Below are 24,896 nucleotides of genomic sequence, written 5' to 3' on the forward strand. Positions count from 1 at the left end.
TTAAACAATATTGCGACGAGATAGTTTATCAATATTATCAAGCATAATACCTGTTCCAACAGCTACACAACCCATTGGATTTTCTGCAATTAGCACAGGCACCTTTAATTCTTCCGCTAACAGCTGATCCATACCGTGAAGCAATGCTCCACCGCCAGTTAAAATAACGCCTCTGTCTATAATATCGGCAGAAAGTTCGGGAGGTGTACGCTCTAATACACTTTTCGAAGCTTGTACAATGACGCTGACAGACTCTCTAAGTGCCTCCTCTACTTCCTCAGAATAAACAGTAACCGTACGAGGTAAGCCTGAAACCATGTCTCGCCCTCGAATGTCCAGCTCTTCATTACGAGCTTTAGGAAACACTGTGCCAATTTTCACTTTAATTTCTTCTGCTGTACGCTCTCCAATTAAGAGCTTATATTTTTGCTTAATGTACTGCAAAATTTCCGCATCAAAACGATCACCAGCCATCTTAATAGAAGCTGCTGTTACAATATCGCCCATTGAAAGGACAGCCACATCGGTTGTACCTCCACCAATATCTACGACCATGTTTCCGCTCGGCTGAAAGATATCCATTCCAGCGCCAATAGCCGCGACTTTTGGTTCTTCTTCCAAATAAATGGTTTTTCCACCGCTTTTTTCAGCAGCTTCGCGAATTGCTTTTTGTTCGACAGAGGTAATATTTGTTGGACAACAAATTAAAATACGAGGCTTGGATAAAAAACCTTTTACATTTAATTTATTAATAAAGTGTTTGAGCATAGACTCGGTAATTTCGAAGTCAGCGATAACGCCATCTTTTAATGGACGAATGGCAATAATATTACTGGGCGTTCTTCCTACCATACGTCTCGCTTCTTCCCCTACTGCTAGCACTCTATTTGTATTTTTATCAATCGCCACAACAGACGGTTCATTTAACACAATTCCTTTGCCTTTAACGTGAATTAAGACGTTAGCTGTACCTAAATCGATACCAATGTCTTTTGCTAACATACCTTAAATCCTCCTTCTATTTACATATCTTTGCATGATAACCATTCTTTTTTCCTAATTTACTATTTTATCACAATTTGTATATGTATGTTGTTATTAGCAAAAATATTTATTATATACCTATTTTATCCAAAAATTAAAATGCCCTATACTACCTCTATAAAAAAGGCAATATCGGGCATTCTTTTACTTTACAGTTTCTTCTTCTTTTTTGTACTTTAATTTTGTTGCTTCTCCTCCACGCAAATGCCGAATAGATTTATGGTAATCAAGAATTTCTTTTACTTCATTTGCTAACTCAGGATTTATTTCTGGTAGACGCTCTGTTAAATCTTTATGGACAGTACTTTTCGAAACGCCAAATTCTTTCGCAATTACACGAACTGTTTTCTTTGTTTCTACAATATACTTTCCAATCTTGATAGTTCTCTCTTTGATGTAATCGTGCACACTACTCGCCCTCCCCAAATTGGATATGAGAAGTATCCAAGGGAATGTATATATTATCCCTTTTCTAACATTCTCTTTATAGGTTTGTAACAGTTTATTAGCTTGTGTGCAGATATATGCTAGAAAAGTCAGTAAGGACAAGTGATTTCTTATATTTTTTTGAAAATTTAGTGTTTTTTATTTACTTTTTTAACATAATGCATCTCATTTTAGAAAAATTCATAAAAAAAGAAGCTCGGTTTTATCCAGCTTCTTTTCATATTTATGGTCTTGCTTTATGCATTTGGTTTAGACGTATCTGTTGAAGGTTGTTTTGAATCTTTATCTTCTTTAGTCTTTTCATCAGATGATTTTTCGCTATCCTTTGATTCTTCAGAAGAAGAGTCGTCTTTTGGTTCTGTCACTTCAGCTGCTTTGACTTCTTTGATAGAACTAACCGATTTTCCAAAATAACTGCTTGGATTAATTGCTACACCATCTTTACGAACTTCAAAGTGCACATGTGTTTTTGCTTCTTGATTATATAAGCTTTTTCCAGCTTTTGCGATCGTTTGGCCTTGTTTAACAATATCTCCTACTTCTACATCAGCTTTCTCAAGAGATTGATACTGTGTTACTAAACCATCTTTGTGATCAATTTCTACTACATAACCTAGTAAAGGATCTTTTGTTGCTTTTGTTACTGTACCGCTAGCTGCTGCTACAACATCAAATGATTTATCTCCCTTAACAGCTAAATCAACACCTGTGTTTGGATGATACGTATTGTTGTAGAAAACTAGTGCTTCTTCTTGTTGTTTTTCAGATGCTTGATCGTCGTAGAAAGGCTTTTTCACGATAGCTGATGCTTCACTAGCAACTGGCATTTTTAAATTTTCAAGCGAAGCATTTACCTCTACAGCGTCGTCTCGATAAGCCGTACCGTCTTGGCTATAGCCGCTTTTGTCTTCTTTGCTAATATCATTTCCATTAGCTTGAAACCAAAGGACTGCTGTAAGAATAATTGCTGCACTCGCTAAATAGATAGCCGGGAACACCCAACGCTTTCTAACTAATTTTTGAACTTTCGATTTTGGAGAAGTACGTTTCTTTTCTTCCTCTCTCATATATCATCACCTCAGCAATCAGTCTGAACACAATTGAATGAATATATACACATCGATAAAAAATTTTTTTCGATTATTTTTCAACAGATGAATCTAAAATATACATTTTATTTAAAAAAAGTGAAAAACATAAAAAAGACCCTGCTATAAGGGTCGTTGAATTAGCGTTTAGCTGTCAATTGTGCAACAAACTGATCGTTAGGAGTAATCGCAACACCTGTATAATAATGAGTAACAATATCTTTATACGTTTTTCCTTCCAGTGCCATACCATTTGCTCCGTACTGACTCATCCCAATACCATGTCCATATCCTTTTGTGTTGATGATAATTTCATTCCCTTTTTTTGTCCAATGAAAGTCGGCTGACGATAAATCCAGTTTTTCCCGAACATCTTTTCCCGACAGTTCTTTACCGTTTATCTTTACGTAATCTACGCGCTGCCCCGGCGTTCTAGAGACGATTTCACCTACTGATCCACTGTTTGTTAATTTCACTCCAAGCCTCTGTTCAAAGCTAGCAACAGACATTACTTTCTGATTTGTAAATTCAGGAGACTTTTTATCCCATGGACTAGCTACACTTTTTAGATAAGGAATGGAATTCTTCCAATACGCTTCTGAATTTTCAGTGTAACCATTGCTGGTAGAAAAGAACGTAGCATTAATTGGCTTATTTTTATACGTAAGAATTTGACCTTGGGTGTCCTTCACTGCTTCTTGAATTTTTTTGATTTTCCAATCATAGTCTTTGTTCCATCGGCTTCTTAGCTCATCTTTATTTAAATATACTTGGTACTCTACGGTATCAGTCACATCCGCTCCTTGGGGAAGATGACTATTTCCATTCATCATAGTTTGCACAATATAGGTTCTGGCTGCCAAACTTTGAGCCTTAAGTGCTTCAAGTTCAAAAGTAGCAGGCATTTCAGCTGCTACTACCCCTACAAGATAGTCTTCGAGCGGCAGTTTTTCTACTTTTTTCGTTTCCGTACGATAAACACTGACATCAAGAGGAGACGCTGTCACTTTTTGTAGTTTTTCGGTTTTTGGGGTCTGTTTGACATTTTCATGTAGCTTTCCATCTGTCTTTTCAGTAAAAGGAACAACGAGAAGTGTTGGGATGAGTAACACAACGAAAAAAAAGATGACTCCTAGTACGACGATTGGCTTTGCTTGTTTCATGAACGCCTAGCCTCCATATCTATTATTTTGACAAGGAACACCTATATCCCTATATTCCATATGTATGGAGGTGGACAACCTTTTATGACAGCAAACCGGCCATAAGGGTCGTCCAACGACAAAAAAAGCATCTCGCTATGAGATGCTTTTTTATGACATATTTACTTGACGTCTGAAGCCTGTTGAGTTTGTTCTACCTGCTTTGTTTCGTCATTTACACGTTCAATATCAGCGCCTAAAGCGGCTAATTTATTGTGGAAATTTACATAACCACGATCAAGGTGTTTTAATTCCGTTACACGCGTATAACCGTCTGCTACAAGTCCTGCTAATGTTAACGCTGCTGCTGCACGAAGATCTGTTGCTGCTACTTCAGCGCCTTGTAGTTGAGAAGGTCCGTTAATAATAACAGAGCGTCCTTCAATTTTAATATCAGCGTTCATGCGGCGAAACTCTTCTACGTGCATAAAGCGGTTTTCAAAAACTGTTTCTGTAATCATACTTGTGCCTTCTGCTGCTAATAATAATGCCATCATTTGAGATTGCATATCCGTAGGGAACCCTGGATGAGGCATTGTTTTAATATCTACTGATTTTAGCTTTTCAGGTCCTACAACACGTAAGCCGTCGCCTTCTTCAGTAATTTCAACACCCATTTCTTCCATTTTAGCAACAAGTGAACTGATGTGCTCTGCTACTGCACCGCGTACAAGTACGTTTCCACCTGTAATAGCTGCTGCTACCATGAATGTTCCAGCTTCGATACGATCTGGAATAATTGCATGTTCTGCACCATATAATTTATTAACACCTTCAATACGGATCGTACCAGTTCCTGCACCGCGAACTTTAGCGCCCATTGCGTTTAAGAAGTTTGCTAAGTCGACAATTTCAGGTTCTTTTGCTACGTTTTCCATAATTGTAGTGCCTTCCGCTAATGCTGCTGCCATCATAATATTTTCTGTGGCACCTACACTTGGGAAGTCTAAATAAATTTTAGCACCTTTTAGTCTTCCTTCAACTTTTGCATCAATAAAACCATTTCCTACTTGAACTTTAGCACCCATTGCTTCAAATCCTTTAAGGTGCTGATCAATCGGTCTTGATCCAATCGCACATCCACCAGGTAAAGCTACACGAGCCTCACCCATACGCGCCAATAAAGGACCCATTACAAGTACTGAAGCGCGCATTTTTCTTACATATTCAAAAGGTGCATCTGTTTTTAACTCTCTTGATGCATCTACAACTACACGATTTGTTTCAAAATCTACTTCTGCATTCAGATGTCTTAAAACTTCGCCAATCGTAAATACATCGGAGAGAGCTGGTACATCATTTAGAATTGTTTTTCCTTCACTAGCTAATAAGGTTGCAGTGATAATAGGTAAAACGGCGTTTTTTGCTCCTTCAACTTTAACTGTACCGCTTAATCTATTTCCACCGCGGACGATGATTTTTTCCAAGGTATTCCCCTCCGCGTCCATTTTCTCTATATTAATATTCAGACGTAATGATAGGTGTGCCAACAACTATGGTTGTTTGACCGCCCATTCTTGTCTTGCGTAATGCAATTTGTAAGTTCATTTCCTGCTTTTTCGTTTGAAGAGCTTCTTTCCACAGTCCAGTATATGCTGAAACAGAGGTAAATGACTCTTCCACTAGAGATTCCACTGGTTTAGCATTGAAAGCTCGTAATAGGTCTTGAATTTCAACAGACAAAACACTTTCCATCTTATCATTGATTTCCCCTGTTGCACAAGAGAAAATTATGGGTTCTGACAGGAAAATTTTTTCATAATTTGTCTGAAATACATTTTGAAAATGGGTCATATTTTTTTCTTTTAAACCTTGTCCCGTTACATGATACGATATGTACGCATTGCTGTGTTCATCGATCGCATAAGTTAACAGAATGACTTCGTTCACATCTTCACTTTTGCGTGTACCTATTGCTTTCCATAGGTCTCTTTCCCTCTTCACTTCCCATTTAAAACCTCTAAAATTACTTTTAATACTTTCAGCTTGCGAATAAAAGGTTTTTTGGTCAGTAACAGCTTTTACTTCTTCTCTTGCATACAACGATACTTCAGTTAACGAAACATGCTGCTTATTTAAGGTGTGAACAATCTTCTCAATAGTAGTTTCATTGTTTTGGGCATTGCTCACATAACTTCCATGATATACGAATAAGCCAGTAATGAAAATAGCCAAAAAGACACTAATTTTTTTAAACATTTCGCCACTCCCTCTCCGTACTCATCAGTCTTTCCAGAAGGCGATGATACATACATGAAAAGGGTCGTCATATTTAGACATAGCGACATACATTAGCGTATAAATTCGTATATCTTCAACGAATGAACGTCTATTTTATCATAGACTCATAGCCTGCCAATCATTGAAAAAATGAGGGAATGCGCTGTGACCAAAATAAATAATCCAAAAAGAAATTACTTACTGTTGATGAAATAGTAATGGTCAATAAAATAAGCATTAATTTTGCTTGAAACACATGATTAGGTTTCATCAGCTTTTCAATTTGAAAGCCTTGCAAAGCATACCAAGTAATCACAATAAAAATCAAATGTGAAATCATGGTTAGTAACGTTTGCTGCTCAATTCCTCCAAACAATAAAAGCACTCCTTTTAAACACCATATGAAAAGAAGAGACGATCATCGTCTCTTCTTTTCATATTAAAGCACACTTATGCAAATTCGTAAACGGTAACATGAAAAACATTTATTTTATTCCCTATTTTAAGATCCTTTTCCATTATTAAGAAAAATAAAGAAGACGGATACGCTTAGTTAAATGGAATATATAATCATAGACGAATGCTATTTGCTCTTCCTCTTTTATATAATAGAGCAAAAAAGCCCTCTCATTCGTTTGAGAGGGCTTTTTTTAGAACTTACGTTGACTAATATCTAAACGATTGACTGCCCGTTTTAAGGCAATTTCAGCACGCTTAACATCAACGTCGTCTTGTTTGCTATCAAGGCGCATTTCAGCGCGCTTTTTCGCTTCTTCTGCACGAGCTACGTCAATCGCTTCAGCTGTTTCAGCAGCCTGTGCAAGAATTGTTACTTTGTCAGGTCTTACTTCAAGAAATCCTCCGCTAACAGCCACAAGTTCTGTACTGCTTGCTTTCTTCAAGCGGACGGCTCCAATTTGTAAAGGAGCAACCATCGGAATATGGCCATGTAAAATACCAAGCTCACCGCTCTGTGCTCGGGTACTTACCATTTCCACTTCTGATTCGTAAACTGGGCCATCAGGAGTCACTACACTGACATGGATTGTCTTCATTTAAAAAACCTCCTATGTCCCTTAAATTAAACTTCTACTCCCATACGTTTCGCATTTTCAATAACTTCTTCAATGCGACCAACTAAACGGAACGCATCTTCAGGTAAATGATCGTATTTACCTTCCAAGATCTCTTTAAATCCTTTAACAGTTTCTTTTACAGGAACATAAGAACCTTTTTGACCTGTAAATTGTTCTGCTACGTGGAAGTTTTGAGACAAGAAGAATTGAACGCGACGAGCACGTTGTACAACGAGTTTATCTTCATCAGATAACTCATCCATACCTAGGATTGCAATGATATCTTGTAACTCTTTATAACGCTGTAACGTTTGTTGAACTTGACGCGCAATTGCATAGTGCTCTTCTCCAACAATTTCAGGAGATAAAGCGCGAGATGTAGATGCTAATGGATCTACCGCAGGGTAAATACCCATCTCTGATAATTTACGCTCTAAGTTTGTTGTTGCATCTAAGTGAGCAAATGTTGTCGCTGGAGCTGGATCCGTATAGTCATCGGCTGGTACGTAAATCGCTTGAATCGATGTTACAGAACCTACGCTTGTTGACGTGATACGCTCTTGAAGCTGACCCATTTCTGTCGCTAATGTTGGCTGATAACCTACTGCTGATGGCATACGGCCAAGTAATGCTGATACTTCTGAACCCGCTTGTGTGAAACGGAAGATATTATCGATAAAGAATAATACGTCTTGACCTTGTTCGTCACGGAAGTATTCTGCCATTGTTAATCCTGTTAATGCAACACGCTGACGTGCACCAGGCGGCTCATTCATTTGTCCAAATACCATAGCCGTCTTCTTAATAACACCAGAGTCTGTCATTTCATGGTATAAGTCATTACCTTCACGCGTACGCTCACCTACACCAGCGAATACCGAAATACCGCCGTGCTCTTGAGCAATGTTATTGATTAACTCTTGAATTAATACTGTTTTACCTACACCGGCACCACCGAATAGACCGATTTTTCCACCTTTAATGTAAGGAGCTAATAAGTCTACTACTTTAATACCTGTTTCAAGAATTTCAGCTTGTGTAGATAGATTTTCGAACTTTGGTGCTTGACGGTGGATCGGATCACGACGTGCACCTGCATCGATTGGGGCGTCTAAGTCGATTTTTTCACCTAATACGTTAAATACACGACCTAACGTAACGTCACCAACTGGTACTGAGATTGCTGCACCTGTATCTTCTACTTCTAATCCACGAACTAAGCCGTCAGTGGATGACATTGCTACTGTACGAACTGTGTTATCACCTAAGTGAATCGCAACTTCTAATGTTAATTCGATTGCAACTTCACTTGCACTGCTCGGTTTATGTGAAATTTTAAGGGCGTTATAAATTGCCGGAAGGTGTCCGTTGTCAAACTTTACGTCTACAACTGGACCCATGATTTGAGTAACGCGTCCTTTTGTCATCGTGTTCCCTCCTAACTTGCTTTTCCATTAAACTTTCTATTCTAACGCTGCCGCTCCGCCAACAATTTCCGTAATTTCCTGGGTAATTGCCGCTTGACGTGCACGGTTATATGACAATGTAAGATTATTGATAAGATCTTTTGCATTGTCTGTTGCACTTTTCATCGCTGTCATACGAGCAGCATGCTCACTTGCTTTTCCATCAAGCAGGCCGCCGTAAATTAAACTCTCTGCATACTGAGGAAGTAATACTTCTAAAATCTCTTCTTGTGATGGTTCAAATTCATAACCAACAAGTTTACCAGAAGGTTGAAGATCTGTTAGAGGCAATAGCTTCTTCTCCGTCACTTCTTGTGAAATCGTATTGATAAAGTGATTATAGTATAAGTAAAGTTCATCAAACGTACCGTCCGCAAACATTTGAACTGTTTGTGAAGCAATTCCTTGAATGTCAGCAAAAGCTGGCTGATCTGCTAAGCCTGTGATTTCAAGCAAAACCGGAATACCGCGTTTTACGAAGAAATCTCTCCCTACTCGTCCAATTGCAATCACACCGTATTCATCAGGTGATTGATGGCGTTCTTCAATAGCTTGAGATACTTTTCGCAAAATATTACTGTTATATGCTCCTGCTAGACCGCGATCTGAAGTGATTACGATATAACCAGTCTTCTTCACGCTGCGCGCAGTTAACATTGGATGTGAAGCGCCTCTGCTGCCTAGGGCTACACTTGAGACTACCTCTTGAATTTTTTCCATATATGGAACAAACGATTTTGCATTTTGTTCCGCTCTATTCAGCTTTGCAGCTGAAACCATTTCCATTGCTTTCGTAATCTGGCTCGTTTTTTTCGTCGATGTGATTCGAGTTTGTATATCACGTAATGATGCCAAAGGTTTCACCACCTTGTTTTAGAAGATCACGTGGTATGAAAGGTGAACAAATGTTCACCTTCACCTTATTGAAAGATTGTCTTAACATACCATGCTGACAATATATTATTCAGATGCAATAAATGTTTTCTTGAATTCTTCAAGTGCTGATTCGAATACGCCAGCTTCAGGAAGGCCACCAGTTGTACGGATTGATTCAAGTACTTCTTTACGGTTTGATTCTAACCATGTTAAGTACTCGTCTTCAAAGCGTGTAATATCTGATACTGGAACATCATCTAAGAAGCCTTTTGTTAATGCGTAAAGCACAGCTACTTGTTTTTCTACGCGAAGCGGTTTGTGTAAACCTTGTTTTAAGATTTCAACTGTACGCGCTCCTCGATTTAATTTTGCTTGAGTTGCTTGGTCAAGATCAGAACCGAACTGAGCAAACGATTCAAGCTCACGATAAGATGCAAGGTCTAGACGCAGTGTACCTGCTACCTTTTTCATCGCTTTAATTTGTGCAGATCCCCCTACACGTGATACAGAAAGACCAGCATTAATCGCAGGACGTACGCCTGAGAAGAATAGATCTGACTGTAAGAAAATTTGTCCGTCTGTAATCGAAATTACGTTCGTTGGGATATAAGCAGATACGTCTCCTGCTTGCGTTTCAATAAATGGAAGAGCTGTTAATGAACCTCCACCTTTTGCGTCCGATAACTTTGCCGCACGCTCTAATAAACGAGAGTGCAGATAGAATACATCCCCTGGATATGCTTCACGACCTGGAGGACGGCGTAATAGTAATGAAAGTTCACGATAAGCTGATGCTTGTTTTGTTAAGTCATCGTAAATAACAAGTACGTGCTTACCGTTATACATAAACTCTTCACCCATTGTTACTCCAGCGTATGGTGCTAAGAATAATAGTGGAGCTGGTTGTGAAGCTGATGCTGTTACAACGATTGTGTAATCTAGAGCACCGTGTTTACGTAATGTCTCTACTACGTTACGAACTGTTGATTCTTTTTGGCCAATCGCTACATAGATACATACCATATCTTGATCTTTTTGGTTTAAGATTGTATCGATTGCTACCGATGTTTTACCCGTTTGACGGTCACCGATAATTAACTCACGCTGTCCACGGCCGATCGGCACAAGTGCGTCAATCGCCTTGATACCTGTTTGAAGCGGCTCATGTACTGATTTACGATCCATAACGCCAGGTGCAGCACCTTCAATTGGACGTGTTTTTGTTGTTTCTACCGGGCCTAAGCCGTCTACTGGCTGACCTAATGAGTTAACAACACGACCGATTAACTGCTCTCCTACTGGAACTTCCATGATGCGTCCTGTACGGCGAACTTCGTCACCTTCACGAATTTCGGTATATGGTCCTAAAATAATGATACCTACATTGTTTTCTTCTAAGTTTTGTGCCATTCCCATGACACCATTTGAAAATTCAACCAGTTCTCCAGCCATGACATTGTCGAGGCCATGAGCACGTGCGATACCATCCCCAACTTGGATAACAGTACCTACATCACTCACTTTAATCTCAGACTGATAGTTTTCAATTTGCTGCTTGATCAGCGCACTAATTTCTTCAGCTTTGATGCTCATGAATTTCACCCCTATCTACGATCTGTGTGCAAGAAGTCCTCGGTGGATCGTTTCTAATTTGCTGCTAATGCTGCCATCATAGATACGATTACCAATGCGAAGCTTCACGCCGCCGATTAGGCTTTTATCTACTACATTTGAAATATTTAACGTATGTTTTCCAACTTTTGAAGCAAATGATTGCGAGATTGCTCGTTTCTCATCTGCGCTTAAAGGTTTGACAGAATAAACAGTTGCGTCTGCCACGCCACGTACTTCGTTCGCTAGGAAACGATACTCTTGCACCATTTGGCTAACAATTTGAATGCGGTGACGCTCTAATAATAGAAGAACCGTATGTTGAACAGTTGGTGAAAGTTCAGCAAATGCCTCACTTACAAACTGTTTTTTTCGCTCAATTGTAATTTTTGGATGAGTTAATACATCCATTAATTCAGGTGTTTTAGCAAACACCTCTTCAACGATTTGTAGCTGGTCTTGCATTTCATCGATCATCTGTTTTTCTGTTGCTAATTGAAAAAGAGCTAGTGCATAGCGCTTGGCTACAGCTGGTTGACTCATCGTACATCCCCTACTTCTTGGATATATTCATGAATTAACTTCTCTTGATCTTGTTCAGAAAGTTCTTTTTCAATAACTTTCGACGCAATTAAAACAGATAATGAAGCAACTTGCTCACGTAACGCAGCAACTGCTTGATCTTTTTGCTGTTCGATTTCTTGTTTTGCTGCAGCTTTTAGACGCTCAGACTCTTCGCGTGCTGCTGCAATGATTTCTTCTTTTTTATCTTCTGCAGACTTTCTAGCGTTTTCCATCATTACTTGCACTTCTTGACGAGATTGCTTTAAGATTTCACGCTGCTCTTCAACAAGCTTCTTCGCTTCCTCATTTTGCTTTTCTGCTTCATCAATCTCACCGGCAATATGCTCTTCACGTTTTTTCATGATTCCCATTACAGGACCAAACGCGAATTTTTGAAGTAACGCAAGTAGGATAAGGAACATCACTAATTGGAAAAGAATATCTCCACCATTAATGCCTGCTGCTCCTAACACAAACATGTTCGACACGGCCATGTTCACTCCCTTCAGAGACTCCACATATATAATTTACTTCTTAAAGACATAAAGTAATGGCGAAGGTTCTTTTGAATGATCTTCGCCACATGTAACACATTATTATTTACCTTGTACCATGAATGCAATAACTACGGCGATAATTGGAAGCGCCTCAACTAAGGCAACCCCAACGAACATCATTGAAGTTAATGTACCACGTGCTTCTGGTTGGCGAGCTGTGCCTTCAATCGTCTTAGAAACGATAAGACCGTTACCAATACCAGCACCTAGTGCCGCTAAACCAATCGCAATTGCAGATGCTATTAAACCCATTTTATAAAGTCCTCCCTTAATATATATGATTTTGTTTAACTAAGTTTTGTTTTGTCCAAATTGGGTATTACTTGAACAAAGCTTTATAAATTAATGGTCGCTACTCACTTTGTGAGATAAATAAACCATCGTTAACATTGTGAAAATGAAGGCCTGAATTGCGCCTACAAAAATACTGAATCCTTGCCATAAAAGCATTGGGATAGCAGCTCCAATTGTACCTAGGAAGCCTGTTGTTGCTAAACCAGCTAGCAAGCTTAACAAAATTTCCCCAGCATAAATATTACCGTAAAGACGAAGGCCAAGCGTTAACGTATTGGCAAACTCCTCGATAATCTTAAGCGGGAATAAAAATGCCATTGGCTTGAAGTAATCTTTCGTGTATGCAGAGAAACCTCGCATTTTAATACCATAATAATGTGATAGTACAACTACCATAACGGCTAACGTCAGCGTAATTGCTGGATCAGCGGTTGGCGATTTCCACCATAAGTTATGGTCAATCACGATGGCGAATGGAAGACCCAACATATTTGACACAAAAATGTACATAAGTAAAGTTACACCTAGCGTCAAAAAGCGGCCACCTGTTTTCCAATCCATATTGCTATTAACGAGTCCTTTAACAAAATCTAAGACCCATTCAATAAAGTTTTGTGCACCGCTTGGCTTCATAGCAAGAGTACGAGTACATAAAACTGCAATTAAGAATACAATAACAGAAGCTACGGTAACCATAAGCAAGTTACTTTGACTAAAAGTAAGGCCTAGAAACTCTATAGTTGGTGATTCATGACCCAACTGTGTTCACCTCTCTTTCTATCTTCTACGCATATTTTGAACAACTAAATCTATGATAATGACAACATAATACGTCATTAATCCCACAACTACACTAATAATATGAAAGGTTTTTGGATAAGAGATGGTAATCACAACTGCGAGAGCAGCTGTTGCAAATCTTACAACAGTCCCAATTGAACGGGGCTTTTTCCCCTCATCCAACGCCTGTCCAAACTGCTCAAACTTTCTTACTAAGTTCCACAAATTATACAAACTCAGGGCGGTTCCTAAAATTAAACCTGCAAAAACAGCCTTATAACTTGTAAATCCCCAGCCGAGAACGTATAATGCTAACAAATACAATATGTATGAACGAAGTCTTGGAAAAACGTGCTGCAAATCCTGCATGAATTATTAATCTCCTGAAAAAAAATGGTGGACTGTCCGCAGCATCATAAAAACACCTGCTGCTAGCCCTGAAAGAAGGCCTAAAATCAAAAATAGTGGTTCGGTGTCAAGCCATTGATCAGCCCATCTTCCAGAGAATAAGCCAATTAAGACTGAACCTGCTAACTGTGATAGAATGATTGACACTAATGCCATCGCTTGCAAAGGATGACGGTTGCGATCTTTCATAAGCTCATACCCCTTTTGCAAAATTTTCTTTTTTCCGAATTCTCTATCGTTTTCATAGCTCAATATATGATAGAAAGGCAAAAAAAATTGCTAAAAAAGGTAAAAACAGCTAATAAAATACGCAGAAATATCAACGGTTTTCACAGGTTGAAAACCTTATCATTTATATTCCCTGTAAGCATACAATAGCGTATATTTAATGTCAATGTGTTTAAGCTAAAAACTTCACAATCTCTTCTTATTGTTCACATTTCTGCCACACATAAAACCTCTTCAAATGAAAACATTTAAAGAGGTTCATTCAATCGTTATTGTACTGTGTACAACCTGCTCTTGTCTATGCTTTTTCACAAATGCAAATATTTGGTACACTCCTGGTACAAGCGATTCATCAATCGCTATTTTTCGTTTTCTCATGCCTCTTTCTACATCCACGTCAACATCTAAATACGATACAAACTGTAAAGACTGCTTATCAAAAAGAGCGACGCCTAACTGATCTGCTCCTTCAGGCAAAAACAGTTCATAGCTATACGTATTTTTCTCTTTTTCCGCTGCTACTTGCAATCCCATGACACGAGGATAATCTGGAATGCTAATCATGTACATATAGGGAAGCGAAAATGTTTCACGTGAATCATTTATTTCCAAATATCCGTCATATATACCTTTATTTTTAAAACGGGGCTGCACCGATAAAGTGACAGCTATCTCTTTTGTCTGACGGGGTGGCACCGTGACGGGTAATGGAACATCCCAGTTCACTCCTTCATCCCTTTTTGGAACGTTTAAGCGATACGTTTTTGCTTTATCAGACTGGTTATCAATTTTAAAAGATAAAACTTTCTTTGATGGACGCGTAAAAATACCAAAAGATAAAGAAGATGGATAAAACAAAGATTCTGCTGTGACGGCTTTTGCTATTTGAATTCTTCCCGCTCCTTGTTCATATACGCGATACGTTTGACCGTTTAGCTGCTGCATTACTTTACTGGTGTTCATCAATGAAGCTTTGACTTGTTCAGGAGACCAGTTCGGGTGAGCTTGTAAAATCAGCGCACACGCTCCAGCTACATGGGGCGCAGCCATACTTGTGCCATGCATGCGTTCATATCCTCCAGGAACTGTACTATTAATGAAGTAACCTGGTGCGACGACGTCTGGTTTGATTCCCCAAGTAGTCGTTACAGGCCCTCTTGAACTGAAAGATGTGAGCAAGTCTTGCACCACCTGCTGGCCAGTGCGTAAGTACGGTTGTTGAGACTGAATGTGTTGGCTAATGGTGTCACCGCTTTTTTTACTTACCCATATCACGGGAATATTTACTGACTCTTTTAGTTTACTGACTATGCTTTTTTCTGTCGGGCTATATAAAATAACCGCTTTTGCTCCCGCCTGTTCAGCTTGTTTAATCTTTTTTTGAACCGCATTTCCTTCTGCTTTTAGCAAAATGACGTTACCCGACGCATGCTTTTGCTCTTTGGAATCTTCTTCATTTATTACACGCAGCGTTTGATTAAACGTCCATGGACGAGACCCTTCTACTGGCGCCATCATAATTTTTTCTTTGTTAAATCCAATTGTTAGAAATTGAACTGTTGTCGGAGAAACAGAAGCGCCAACGGAAATAGCTTTTCCCGCTGTACCCGGAGAGCCCACCGTCCATAAACCTGGACCTGAATTGCCGCTAGATGTAACCGTTACAATTCCTTTTTCAACAGCTCGATCTAACGCTAAGCTTGTTGGTAAATCAGGGCCATTCACATCATTTCCTAATGATAAATTAATAATATCTACATCATCTTGAATTGCTTTTTCAATAGCTAGAATAACACTTTCAGACGTTCCAGCTCCTCCAGGTCCAAGAGCTCGGTATGCATAGATTTCCGCTTGAGGTGCTACGCCTTTAATATTCCCATTCGCTGCAATAATACCAGCTACATGAGTACCGTGCAGAGTCGGTTCTCCTTGCTCACGAGTGGTTTCCATCGGCTCATAATCTTCATCTATTACATCGTAACCCCCTCTGTAGGTTTGTTTTAAATCAGGGTGAGAATAATCAACCCCCGTATCGATAACGCCTACTTTGATCCCTTTTCCTGTTAAACGCTGATTGTGAGTATCAAACAAGCCTCTTACCTGTTCTGAGCCAATGAACGTTACGCTATTTTCTTCTGTAACCTGATAGTTTTTAATAGAATGTGAACTAATAATAGATGGATTCTGAGATAGTTTTTCCAAATCCGAGATGGAGCCGTTTAGTGAAAGTCCTGTAAACACCGTGTGAAATTCGCTCTTAATCTTTATATTAGGATAATTTTTTTGTAGCTGACTTTTAAATTTCGTGAATTTTTCTTTTTTAATCATCACAATGATTGATTTTTCCTGATGATTCATTTCTTGTTTTATAGAAGGAAATGTCGGATTGAGCGACATTTGCCCTCCCCCACTTCCCAATATAAAGCTAATCATTAACCATTTAATCCACATAAAAAAACACCTCTCACACTATCGTGTCTCAAAGAGACGCTTTTCATGTGAAAGGTGTTTAGAAATCTTACGAAAGCGGATTAAAAGCTTCCGGTCTGTTTTCACGGCGGTTGAAATAGTAGCTAATAGCATCACAAATGCGTTTAGAAGCTAAGCCGTCTCCGTAAGGATTCGATGCTTGTGACATTTGCTTATATACGTCTTCATCTATTAACAGCTCTTTTGCTAGCGTATAAATCGTTTCTTCTTCCGTGCCTGCTAGTTTGAGCGTTCCTGCTTCAATTCCTTCCGGGCGCTCTGTTGTATCGCGAAGTACCAATACAGGTACGCCTAATGAAGGAGCTTCTTCTTGAACACCGCCCGAATCTGTCAAAATAATATGAGCGCGCTCAGCGAAGTTATGGAAGTCAATCACATCTAACGGTTCAATTAAATGAATGCGCGGGTCATTTCCTAAGATATCGTTTGCTGTTTCTCTAACTACTGGATTCAAATGAACAGGATACACAACTTGCACATCTTCATGTTCATCTACAATACGCTTAACAGCACGGAACATATTTTTCATTGGTTCGCCTAAATTTTCGCGGCGATGTGCCGTTAACAAAATAAGACGATCATCTCCCAATTTCGTTAACACTTCATGCTCATATGTCTCTTTTACTGTTGTTTTTAACGCATCGATAGCTGTATTTCCAGTCACAAAGATTCGCTCTTCTTTTTTGTTCTCTGCTTGCAAATTAGCTGCAGACTTATCTGTTGGAGCAAAGTGCAAATCAGCGAGAACACCTGTAAGCTGACGGTTCATTTCTTCCGGGTATGGAGAATATTTATTCCATGTGCGCAAACCTGCTTCAACATGCCCGACCTGAATCTGATTATAAAAAGCTGCTAGCCCAGCAATAAACGTCGTAGTTGTATCACCGTGTACAAGTACCATGTCCGGCTTTACTTTTTTCATTACGTCGTCCAAGCCTTGTAATCCTCTGGTCGTTACGTCCATAAGGGTTTGGCGATCCTTCATAATGTTCAGGTCATAGTCAGGCTGAATGTCAAAGATGCTCAATACTTGGTCTAACATTTCACGGTGCTGAGCCGTTACTGTAACAATTGCTTCGAACTCTTCTGGTCGCTTTTTAAGCTCTAATACTAGAGGAGCCATTTTAATTGCTTCTGGTCTTGTCCCGAATATCGTCATTACTTTAATTGGCTGCTTCATGTTCATCACCCAAATCTACAAATTATTTTGTACCGAATAAACGATCCCCTGCATCACCTAAACCTGGAACAATATATCCATGGTCATTTAATTTTTCATCTAATGCTGCAATGTAAATATCTACGTCAGGGTGTGCTTCTTTTACAATTTCCACGCCTTCAGGAGCAGCAATTAAACACATAAATTTAATGTTTTTAGCGCCTCTTTTTTTCAGAGAGTTGATTGCTTCTACAGCTGACCCTCCTGTTGCAAGCATAGGATCTACTACAATAAAGTCACGCTCTTCTACATCATTAGGTAGCTTTACATAATATTCAACAGGCTGTAATGTTTCTGGATCACGATATAAGCCAACGTGTCCAACTTTAGCAGCTGGCATTAGTTTTAAAAATCCATCTACCATGCCGATACCAGCACGAAGAATTGGAACGATACCAAGCTTTTTCCCTGCAATAACTTTTGACTTTGTTTTGCAAACCGGTGTTTCAATTTCAACATCTTCTAGCGGTAAATCACGTGTTGCTTCAAAAGCCATTAAGCTTGCCACTTCATCAACTAATTCACGAAACTCTTTCGTTCCCGTTTTTACATCGCGTATGTAAGTTAATTTGTGTTGAATAAGCGGGTGATCAAATACGTATACTTTGCCCATTGATATCTCTCCTTATATATAAAGATGTACACATTAAAATACCATTCAACGAATTGAATGGTACGTACTAGTAAAAACATATCTCTTGCTAATTAAATTTATACATTGCATTCATTTTACAGAAAAAAGTTTTTGAGTTCAAGCATTATTCAAAAAATGATTGAATTGCTACCACTTTCTCCATAAAAAAAACAGGCACAAAGGCCTGTCTCTCTTAAAGTGATTTATACATTTCAAACTTGCTTGTTAAAGCTTCAACACGTGTTTTAGCTTCAGCTAACTTTTCTTCATCTTCAATATTTTTAAGCGTTAATCCGATGATAGAAGCAATTTCATCCATCTCTTCTAAGCCAAATCCGCGAGTTGTAACCGCAGCTGTACCAATACGGATACCGCTTGTTACAAATGGGCTTTGCTCATCATAAGGAATTGTATTTTTGTTTGTTGTAATACCTACATCATCAAGCGCTTTTTCAGCTACTTTACCTGTCAAATTCATTGAGCTTACGTCGATTAACACAAGGTGATTGTCTGTTCCTTCAGATACAAGAGCAAATCCTTCTTTCTTTAATCCTTCTGCTAAACGATTAGCATTGTCGATGATATTTTGAGCATAGTGCTTAAACTCATCTTGTAATGCTTCACCAAATGCTACTGCTTTTGCAGCGATAACGTGCATCAATGGACCACCTTGAATACCAGGGAAGATCGACTTATCAATCTTTTTCGCAAATTCTTCTTTACATAAAATCATACCGCCGCGTGGTCCGCGTAGTGTTTTATGTGTTGTAGTTGTAACGAAATGAGCATGTGGCACAGGATTTTGATGAAGTCCTGCAGCTACTAGACCAGCAATATGAGCCATGTCTACCATTAAATAAGCGCCTACTTCATCAGCGATTTCACGGAAACGCTTGAAGTCGATTGCGCGTGGATATGCGCTTGCACCAGCCACAATTAATTTTGGTTTGTGTGTACGAGCTTTTTCTAATACGTCATCGTAGTTAATGCGATGTGTTTCGCGATCTACACCATATTCGATGAAATTGTACTGAACACCACTAAAGTTAACAGGACTTCCGTGCGTTAAGTGACCGCCGTGCGATAAATTCATACCAAGTACTGTGTCTCCAGCCTCTAAAACAGTGAAGTATACAGCCATGTTTGCTTGTGCACCTGAGTGAGGTTGAACGTTCACGTGCTCTGCTCCGAAAATTTCTTTTGCACGATCACGAGCTAAGTCTTCTACTACATCCACGTGTTCACAACCACCGTAGTAACGTTTAGCTGGATAGCCTTCAGCATATTTATTTGTTAAAACTGAACCTTGTGCTTCCATTACCGCTGTTGTTACAAAGTTTTCTGAAGCAATTAGCTCAATCTTAGTACGTTGTCTTTGTAATTCATCCTTGATCGCATTATAAACTGCTGGATCTTGTTGCATTAGTTGTTTCTCCATCAAAATCCTCTCCTCGTTTCGTATTCGCAATGTTCGTTATTTGTTAATTCAACTACATTGTAACATGATTTATTTAGAATAAAAAAGAAAAAATGTGTATTATTTTAATATATTTAATTACGAAAGTTCGTAAAACGCTCTCATTCCACCGATTAGTTTTGGACGCGTCTTTGCTAAAGTAACATGAGCGTGTCCAACTGCGTTCAACGTACAACGAACGGGTACTGCGACATGCTTTAAATGCATACCAATGAATGTATCTCCAATATCAATCCCAGCATCAGCTTTAATAAACTCTACTAAAACAGGATCTTTAAGCTGGCCATAGGCCTGTGTAGCCATCGCTCCACCTGCTTTATGAATAGGAACAACACTAACGATTTCTAAGCGTTCTTTACGAGCTAATTCTCTTTCTACTACCAGTGCTCGATTAAGATGTTCACAGCATTGAAATGCTAAGTGGACACCCGTTTTTTTTCGAAAATCTGCTAGTGTATCAAAGATCATTTCTGCAACTTCCATTGCGCCTGCGGTTCCTATTTTTTCACCAATTACCTCGCTTGTACTGCATCCAATGACAAGTGTATGTTCTGAAGATAACTGCACTTGTGCTGAAAAATCAGATAAAACTGTTTCCAACTGCTCTTTCCATTTCGTAAGTTCAGACACGTTTTTCTTCCTTTCTTCCATTGAATACGTTCACATTATGCCGTTACTGTTGCATCACTTTGCTGCTCATACTGTTTAATTTTATTCACGCGATTTTCATGTCGCCCGCCTTCAAATTCTGTCGTTAACCAAATTTTCGCAATTTCACGTGCAAGTCCCGGCCCAATGACGCGTTCACCCATTGCTAAAATGTTGCTATCATTATGTTCTCTTGTGGCTTTTGCACTAAACGTATCATGCACTAGAGCGCAGCGAATTCCCTTTACTTTATTAGCTGCTATGCTCATACCGATGCCTGTTCCGCAAATAAGAATGCCTCGACTTACTTCTTGGCTCGCCACTTTTTGAGCAACGGGAAGTGCATAATCCGGATAATCGACAGATGCTGAGCATTCACACCCTAAATCCACATATTCAATATTTAATTCTTCCATTAAAGAGATAATTTCCTGTCGTAAATTTATACCGCCGTGGTCAGATGCAATAGCTACTTTCATCTTTGTTTCCTCCTCATACATACCTTCATCTTCTATTAATTTTTGTTCAGTTTAAGTCTGCAAAAATTTATGGGACCTTTTATAATTTGTCGACTATTTTGTTAATCATACGCTCTAACTCTTCTAAAGTCTGTTCGTACGTCTGTAATGATCCGCCGAACGGATCAGATACTTCACCTTGCTCGCCGGCAAATTCTTTTAGCGTAAATAATTTATCACTTACGTATGGAGCTTGGTTCAAAATTAGCATTTTATGCTGCTCCGTCATCGTAAAAATATAAGTAGCCCACATCAATTGTTCTTCCGTTAATGCTGCCGAAGCATGAGAACAAGCTATGCCTTTCTGTTGAAGGGCAACTTGTGCATGAACAGAAGCTTCACTTCCATTTGAAGCGAATACACCTGCAGACTTCACGTTTATTCCATCTATTTTTTTAGCTTTCAGCAACGCTTCTGCCATAGGGCTGCGGCACGTGTTTCCTGTACATACAAATAAGATGTTTTTCAAGATACATCCTCCCTTGCTTTCACTATGTGCGACTATGTTGATATTCCACCCTATTGTATCTCTATTGCTTGCATAAATCCAGTTAGCTTTTTTGGGTGTTTTTTATCCATGATCTCTTTATTTATCTTGAAAAAAACACCTTCGCTTTCCTTTTTTTATTGCTGTAATTTAAAAGAAGCAAAAAAAGACCATAACCTGCATGGTCATGATCCTTTACCTATTTATATATAGTTAAAAAGGTAATAGCAATTTGATGCCAAAAGCTAATAAAATGCTCCCGCCCAGTGCCTCACTATATGAACCAAGCCAGCCTTGTACTCTTCTGCCGAGCAACAGTCCTAACCAAGTTAATAGCATACTCACTACGCCAAAAACAATAATGGTCAAAAACGTTCTTGCCCCAAAAATACCTAAGCTAAGTCCAACAGAAAAACTATCTAGACTCACGCTGAGCGCAAAAAATAACAGTCCAAAGCCAACTGGTTTGATAAACGGCGTATCGTCATGCTTAAAGGAGGAATAAATCATCTGCGCCCCAAGAATCAGCAATAAAATTCCACCGCCATAGGTAGCAAACATTCCAAGTTTATCAGACAAAAGTCGTCCAATAAACATGCCCAATAGCGGCATCCAAATATGAAATATACCGATAACAACACCAATGTAGAAAATTTGGCGAAAGCGTAAACGAATTAACCCCATTCCCAAACCAACTGAGAAAGCATCCATTCCTAAGGCAAACGCCATAATGACTAACGTGATCATTTCACTAATTAACTGAGATACATTCATCTTTACCCTCCTCGGACGTGCTCCTATTTCAAAATATGCACATTCGAAAAGGTTTAGAAGATGAATTTTATTGCTTAATCACGTGATGTCCTGCAGCTTTCATTAATCGATTCATAACGGCATGACCGACTCCTTCTTCAGAAAAACTTTCACTAACGATAATATCTACATCGCACTCATTAAATGAACGAAGAGACTCATATAAGTGGCTAGCAACCGTCTCTAAATTTGAGCGAGATCCACATGTAATGACGGCATCGGCTTTATACACATTTTCATGTTCAGATGTCGTTAATACCCCTACTCGCTTACCCTGATCTTGATAGTGATCAATAATAGATTGGAAAAAATCTGAACTGCCGTCAACAATGACAAGCGGTGCATCAGGTGCGTAATGCGTATATTTCATACCTGGAGATTTTGGCGCTTCTTTATCACTTATTAACGCTCGATCTACTTTTACGGGACCAATTACACTTTCTAACTCTTTCTGAGTAATGCCGCCTGGACGTAAAATAATAGGAATCTCTTCAGTACAATCAAGGACAGTCGACTCTACTCCTACCCCTGTCGCTCCTCCGTCTACAACTCCGCTAATACGCCCTTCTAAATCATTCATCACGTGGTGAGCTAAAGTGGGGCTTGGCTTGCCGGAGAGGTTTGCACTAGGAGCCGCGATAGGCAAAGCCACTTTTTTCAATAATGCAAGAGCTACCGGATGTGATGGCATTCTCACTGCAATGCTGTTTAAACCAGCCGTAACCTTATCTGAAACTTGATCTTTTTTAGGTAATATCACGGTAAGAGGACCTGGCCAAAAAGCATCAATCACTTTCTCTGCTTTTGAAGGAATTGACTCTACAAATGTATGCAGCTGCTCTTTATCTCCAATATGAACAATAAGAGGGTTATCACTAGGACGTCCTTTCGCTGCAAAAATTTTATCCACAGCTTTATCCGATGTTGCATCTCCTCCTAATCCATACACCGTCTCTGTAGGAAAAGCAACCACTTCGTGGTTGCGCAGCAAATCTGCTGCTTCTTCTATATGTGGATAAATATCTTTTTCGTTCATAAAATTATCCACAACCCATAACTTAGTTTCCATCTTCTTCAACTCCTTTTTCTTTCTATATCTAGGTTTTTTTTACTTTAAAAGTACAATATGTATCAAAAACAGTAAAATACATGCATTCATTATATCAGCAAACAAGCTTTATCCACAAAATGTGGATAAAGCTTAGATTTTTGTGAATAACATTGTGGATACCCCATTAAAATGATTTATCCACATTTCCTTTTAACTAGCTGCATAAAACATCACGTAGACATCCTTAGGATTTGGTAACTGTTTTAAATACGAATGTTCTTTTAACAAATCAGGTAGCGCACTATAAGATGTTTGCTGAAAATTCATCATTTGAAAAAAATGCAGAGAGGATGCCTTATTTGTTAGTAAATATAGTTGCTTCACACCATGCTTTTGAGCCAGCTGAACGATACTTTTAAATAGCAGCAGAATATCAGATTGCATCAAAGAAGGTGACACGACAAGGGAGCGAAGAATTCCGTCCATGCCTTCTTTTTCAAACCCAACTGTTGCTAGCAGCTCGCCTTCATCACTTTCCATGATGACAAATTGATGAATATGTTCTTCTACACCCGCTGTGCTAATACCCGCTTTTTGTAAAAACTTCTGAATTCGAATATAATCATTTTTACTGGCAATTTTTAATTGTTCTCTCATTTTAATCACCTCAACTTGTTTTCTAGTAACAAATCTATGAGATGGTTAAAAAAAGTAGAACTGAATTTTATTTTTAATGATTCTATTAATTAAATACGGACGATACCCATTCTACTACAAAAAACTTAACTTCTACAGAATCTTCTTTCGATTTAGCATCAGCTTTTTTCTTAGATGAAACAGACTTTTCAGCTTCCTTACTTTCCTTTTTCTCAGCCTTAGCGCTTGTTTCTTCTTTCGCTGTGTTGCTTGTATCCTTTGCAGCTGCTTCTTTAGAAGATGCCGTTGGTTGAGAAGGTTCCTCAGCTTTCTGCTTAATAGAATCCGATGTAATAGTTGCAGATTGAATTTCTGTCTTCACTGCGGGTTCTTTACTTTCAGCCGACGTATCATCTGTTTTGTCTGCAGATTTTAATTCAGAAGCTGCTGGTTTTTCTTTTTCTGCCTTTGGTTCTTCTTCAGATGGCTCTGGCGCTTTTACCGCTTCACCGTTTGAAAAATCTAAGAAGCATAAAGGAGGAAATAGTACACACCACCAGTTTGCTCCTTCTCCTTTACCAAGAGTAATAAGCACGGCTTCATACTCACCTGCTGGATATAAAAACTGACCGTACAACTTAGTAGGAAACTCTACTTTTCCGAATTTAACGTGAACAGATTCATTTACGCCTTCTTCTTTTAGCACTTCTTTCGCAATTGTCTCAAGCGCTGGCAAATTTTCTTTAATTGTTTTTCGAGCTACAGTTACAGATGTTAAATCTTTTACCCATTCTGTAATTTGTTCGTTCACACGGTCACGAATCAGACGTTTTACGTACTGATCTTTTTCACCGTCGCTGTTTGCTAAAATACGCAGTCGAATTGCCTCGTCTGGAATGACTGCAGGCTGATCTGCCTGCACTTGGTTATGTGTATATATAAGTTGAGCATTTGCTCCAATAATTAATAAAATAAAATAAATGATAGCATATTTCTTCATTTCGGCCACCGCCCTTTCATAGGAACAGTATGGCCGAAAGCAAGATATCTTAAACTAGTAAT

The 24,896-nt window shown here is 38.9% G+C and carries 28 protein-coding genes; all 28 read right to left on the reverse strand.

Features of this window, described 5'->3' with window-relative positions; genetic code table 11:
- The 28 genes from mreB to spoIIR all read right to left on the reverse strand — a co-directional run bounded on the left by mreB (window position 1) and on the right by spoIIR (window position 24,834).
- Entirely contained in the window at window positions 1–1,002 is a 1,002-nt protein-coding gene (gene mreB / locus ACH6EI_RS22460; RefSeq protein WP_013059791.1) for a rod shape-determining protein, read from the reverse strand.
- A gap of 186 nt (window positions 1,003–1,188) precedes the next feature.
- Window positions 1,189–1,452, reverse strand: a complete 264-nt coding sequence (spoIIID, locus tag ACH6EI_RS22465; RefSeq protein WP_013059792.1) for a sporulation transcriptional regulator SpoIIID — start codon at window positions 1,450–1,452, stop codon at window positions 1,189–1,191.
- A gap of 275 nt (window positions 1,453–1,727) precedes the next feature.
- The gene (gene spoIIQ, locus ACH6EI_RS22470) at window positions 1,728–2,558 is read right to left on the reverse strand and encodes a stage II sporulation protein SpoIIQ (protein ID WP_028409695.1); all 831 of its coding nucleotides are present in this window, start codon (window positions 2,556–2,558) and stop codon (window positions 1,728–1,730) included.
- A gap of 161 nt (window positions 2,559–2,719) precedes the next feature.
- Window positions 2,720–3,742 carry a stage II sporulation protein D gene (gene spoIID, locus ACH6EI_RS22475; protein ID WP_028411991.1) on the reverse strand — a complete coding sequence of 341 codons (1,023 nt, stop codon included), beginning with the start codon at window positions 3,740–3,742 and terminating at the stop codon, window positions 2,720–2,722.
- 161 nt (window positions 3,743–3,903) lie between these two features.
- Window positions 3,904–5,208: a UDP-N-acetylglucosamine 1-carboxyvinyltransferase gene (gene murA / locus ACH6EI_RS22480; protein WP_028411990.1), complete on the reverse strand. Its 1,305-nt coding sequence runs from the start codon at window positions 5,206–5,208 to the stop codon at window positions 3,904–3,906.
- Window positions 5,209–5,239: 31 nt separating this feature from the next.
- Window positions 5,240–5,980, reverse strand: coding sequence for a YwmB family TATA-box binding protein (locus ACH6EI_RS22485; RefSeq protein ID WP_028411989.1), 741 nt, complete (start codon window positions 5,978–5,980; stop codon window positions 5,240–5,242).
- 160 nt (window positions 5,981–6,140) lie between these two features.
- Complete coding sequence (locus ACH6EI_RS22490; RefSeq protein WP_013059797.1) at window positions 6,141–6,377, reverse strand: DUF1146 family protein; 237 nt, start codon at window positions 6,375–6,377, stop codon at window positions 6,141–6,143.
- A gap of 274 nt (window positions 6,378–6,651) precedes the next feature.
- Window positions 6,652–7,056, reverse strand: coding sequence for a F0F1 ATP synthase subunit epsilon (locus ACH6EI_RS22495; RefSeq protein ID WP_028411988.1), 405 nt, complete (start codon window positions 7,054–7,056; stop codon window positions 6,652–6,654).
- A 26-nt stretch (window positions 7,057–7,082) separates the two neighbouring features.
- Window positions 7,083–8,504, reverse strand: a complete 1,422-nt coding sequence (atpD, locus tag ACH6EI_RS22500; RefSeq protein ID WP_013059799.1) for a F0F1 ATP synthase subunit beta — start codon at window positions 8,502–8,504, stop codon at window positions 7,083–7,085.
- 36 nt (window positions 8,505–8,540) lie between these two features.
- Window positions 8,541–9,398: a F0F1 ATP synthase subunit gamma gene (locus ACH6EI_RS22505; protein WP_013059800.1), complete on the reverse strand. Its 858-nt coding sequence runs from the start codon at window positions 9,396–9,398 to the stop codon at window positions 8,541–8,543.
- A gap of 105 nt (window positions 9,399–9,503) precedes the next feature.
- On the reverse strand, window positions 9,504–11,012 hold the full coding sequence (gene atpA, locus ACH6EI_RS22510; protein ID WP_013085461.1) for a F0F1 ATP synthase subunit alpha: 1,509 nt from the start codon (window positions 11,010–11,012) through the stop codon (window positions 9,504–9,506).
- 15 nt (window positions 11,013–11,027) lie between these two features.
- The gene (locus ACH6EI_RS22515; RefSeq protein ID WP_028411987.1) at window positions 11,028–11,573 is read right to left on the reverse strand and encodes a F0F1 ATP synthase subunit delta; all 546 of its coding nucleotides are present in this window, start codon (window positions 11,571–11,573) and stop codon (window positions 11,028–11,030) included.
- Entirely contained in the window at window positions 11,570–12,088 is a 519-nt protein-coding gene (locus ACH6EI_RS22520) for a F0F1 ATP synthase subunit B (RefSeq protein WP_013085463.1), read from the reverse strand. Before ACH6EI_RS22520 ends, ACH6EI_RS22515 begins: the two co-directional genes overlap by 4 nt.
- A gap of 102 nt (window positions 12,089–12,190) precedes the next feature.
- Window positions 12,191–12,403, reverse strand: a complete 213-nt coding sequence (atpE, locus tag ACH6EI_RS22525; protein ID WP_013059804.1) for a F0F1 ATP synthase subunit C — start codon at window positions 12,401–12,403, stop codon at window positions 12,191–12,193.
- A 90-nt stretch (window positions 12,404–12,493) separates the two neighbouring features.
- The gene (gene atpB, locus ACH6EI_RS22530; RefSeq protein WP_013059805.1) at window positions 12,494–13,204 is read right to left on the reverse strand and encodes a F0F1 ATP synthase subunit A; all 711 of its coding nucleotides are present in this window, start codon (window positions 13,202–13,204) and stop codon (window positions 12,494–12,496) included.
- An 18-nt stretch (window positions 13,205–13,222) separates the two neighbouring features.
- Window positions 13,223–13,594 carry an ATP synthase subunit I gene (locus ACH6EI_RS22535; RefSeq protein ID WP_013059806.1) on the reverse strand — a complete coding sequence of 124 codons (372 nt, stop codon included), beginning with the start codon at window positions 13,592–13,594 and terminating at the stop codon, window positions 13,223–13,225.
- Window positions 13,595–13,600: 6 nt separating this feature from the next.
- Entirely contained in the window at window positions 13,601–13,822 is a 222-nt protein-coding gene (locus ACH6EI_RS22540) for an AtpZ/AtpI family protein (RefSeq protein ID WP_013085464.1), read from the reverse strand.
- 297 nt (window positions 13,823–14,119) lie between these two features.
- Window positions 14,120–16,312 carry a S8 family serine peptidase gene (locus tag ACH6EI_RS22545; protein ID WP_099331346.1) on the reverse strand — a complete coding sequence of 731 codons (2,193 nt, stop codon included), beginning with the start codon at window positions 16,310–16,312 and terminating at the stop codon, window positions 14,120–14,122.
- Window positions 16,313–16,379: 67 nt separating this feature from the next.
- The gene (wecB, locus tag ACH6EI_RS22550; RefSeq protein WP_033580399.1) at window positions 16,380–17,531 is read right to left on the reverse strand and encodes a non-hydrolyzing UDP-N-acetylglucosamine 2-epimerase; all 1,152 of its coding nucleotides are present in this window, start codon (window positions 17,529–17,531) and stop codon (window positions 16,380–16,382) included.
- Window positions 17,532–17,553: 22 nt separating this feature from the next.
- Window positions 17,554–18,183, reverse strand: a complete 630-nt coding sequence (gene upp, locus ACH6EI_RS22555) for a uracil phosphoribosyltransferase (RefSeq protein WP_013059810.1) — start codon at window positions 18,181–18,183, stop codon at window positions 17,554–17,556.
- A gap of 214 nt (window positions 18,184–18,397) precedes the next feature.
- Window positions 18,398–19,642: a serine hydroxymethyltransferase gene (locus ACH6EI_RS22560; RefSeq protein WP_013059811.1), complete on the reverse strand. Its 1,245-nt coding sequence runs from the start codon at window positions 19,640–19,642 to the stop codon at window positions 18,398–18,400.
- 117 nt (window positions 19,643–19,759) lie between these two features.
- A complete protein-coding gene (locus ACH6EI_RS22565; RefSeq protein ID WP_028411982.1) occupies window positions 19,760–20,311 on the reverse strand; it encodes a TIGR01440 family protein in 552 nt (183 codons plus the stop codon).
- Window positions 20,312–20,346: 35 nt separating this feature from the next.
- Window positions 20,347–20,808, reverse strand: coding sequence for a ribose 5-phosphate isomerase B (rpiB, locus tag ACH6EI_RS22570; RefSeq protein ID WP_028411981.1), 462 nt, complete (start codon window positions 20,806–20,808; stop codon window positions 20,347–20,349).
- 79 nt (window positions 20,809–20,887) lie between these two features.
- On the reverse strand, window positions 20,888–21,316 hold the full coding sequence (locus ACH6EI_RS22575; protein ID WP_028411980.1) for a low molecular weight protein arginine phosphatase: 429 nt from the start codon (window positions 21,314–21,316) through the stop codon (window positions 20,888–20,890).
- A gap of 231 nt (window positions 21,317–21,547) precedes the next feature.
- Window positions 21,548–22,108, reverse strand: coding sequence for a manganese efflux pump MntP (locus ACH6EI_RS22580; protein WP_028411979.1), 561 nt, complete (start codon window positions 22,106–22,108; stop codon window positions 21,548–21,550).
- Between the two features lie 67 nt (window positions 22,109–22,175).
- On the reverse strand, window positions 22,176–23,216 hold the full coding sequence (locus ACH6EI_RS22585; RefSeq protein ID WP_099331347.1) for an L-threonylcarbamoyladenylate synthase: 1,041 nt from the start codon (window positions 23,214–23,216) through the stop codon (window positions 22,176–22,178).
- A gap of 192 nt (window positions 23,217–23,408) precedes the next feature.
- A complete protein-coding gene (locus ACH6EI_RS22590) occupies window positions 23,409–23,855 on the reverse strand; it encodes a GNAT family N-acetyltransferase (RefSeq protein WP_047749577.1) in 447 nt (148 codons plus the stop codon).
- An 85-nt stretch (window positions 23,856–23,940) separates the two neighbouring features.
- Entirely contained in the window at window positions 23,941–24,834 is an 894-nt protein-coding gene (gene spoIIR, locus ACH6EI_RS22595) for a stage II sporulation protein R (RefSeq protein WP_033580396.1), read from the reverse strand.
- Window positions 24,835–24,896: the final 62 nt, after the last annotated feature.

This window comes from Priestia sp. JSM ZJ58 (assembly GCF_044383985.1).
GTDB lineage: Bacteria > Bacillota > Bacilli > Bacillales > Bacillaceae_H > Priestia > Priestia zanthoxyli.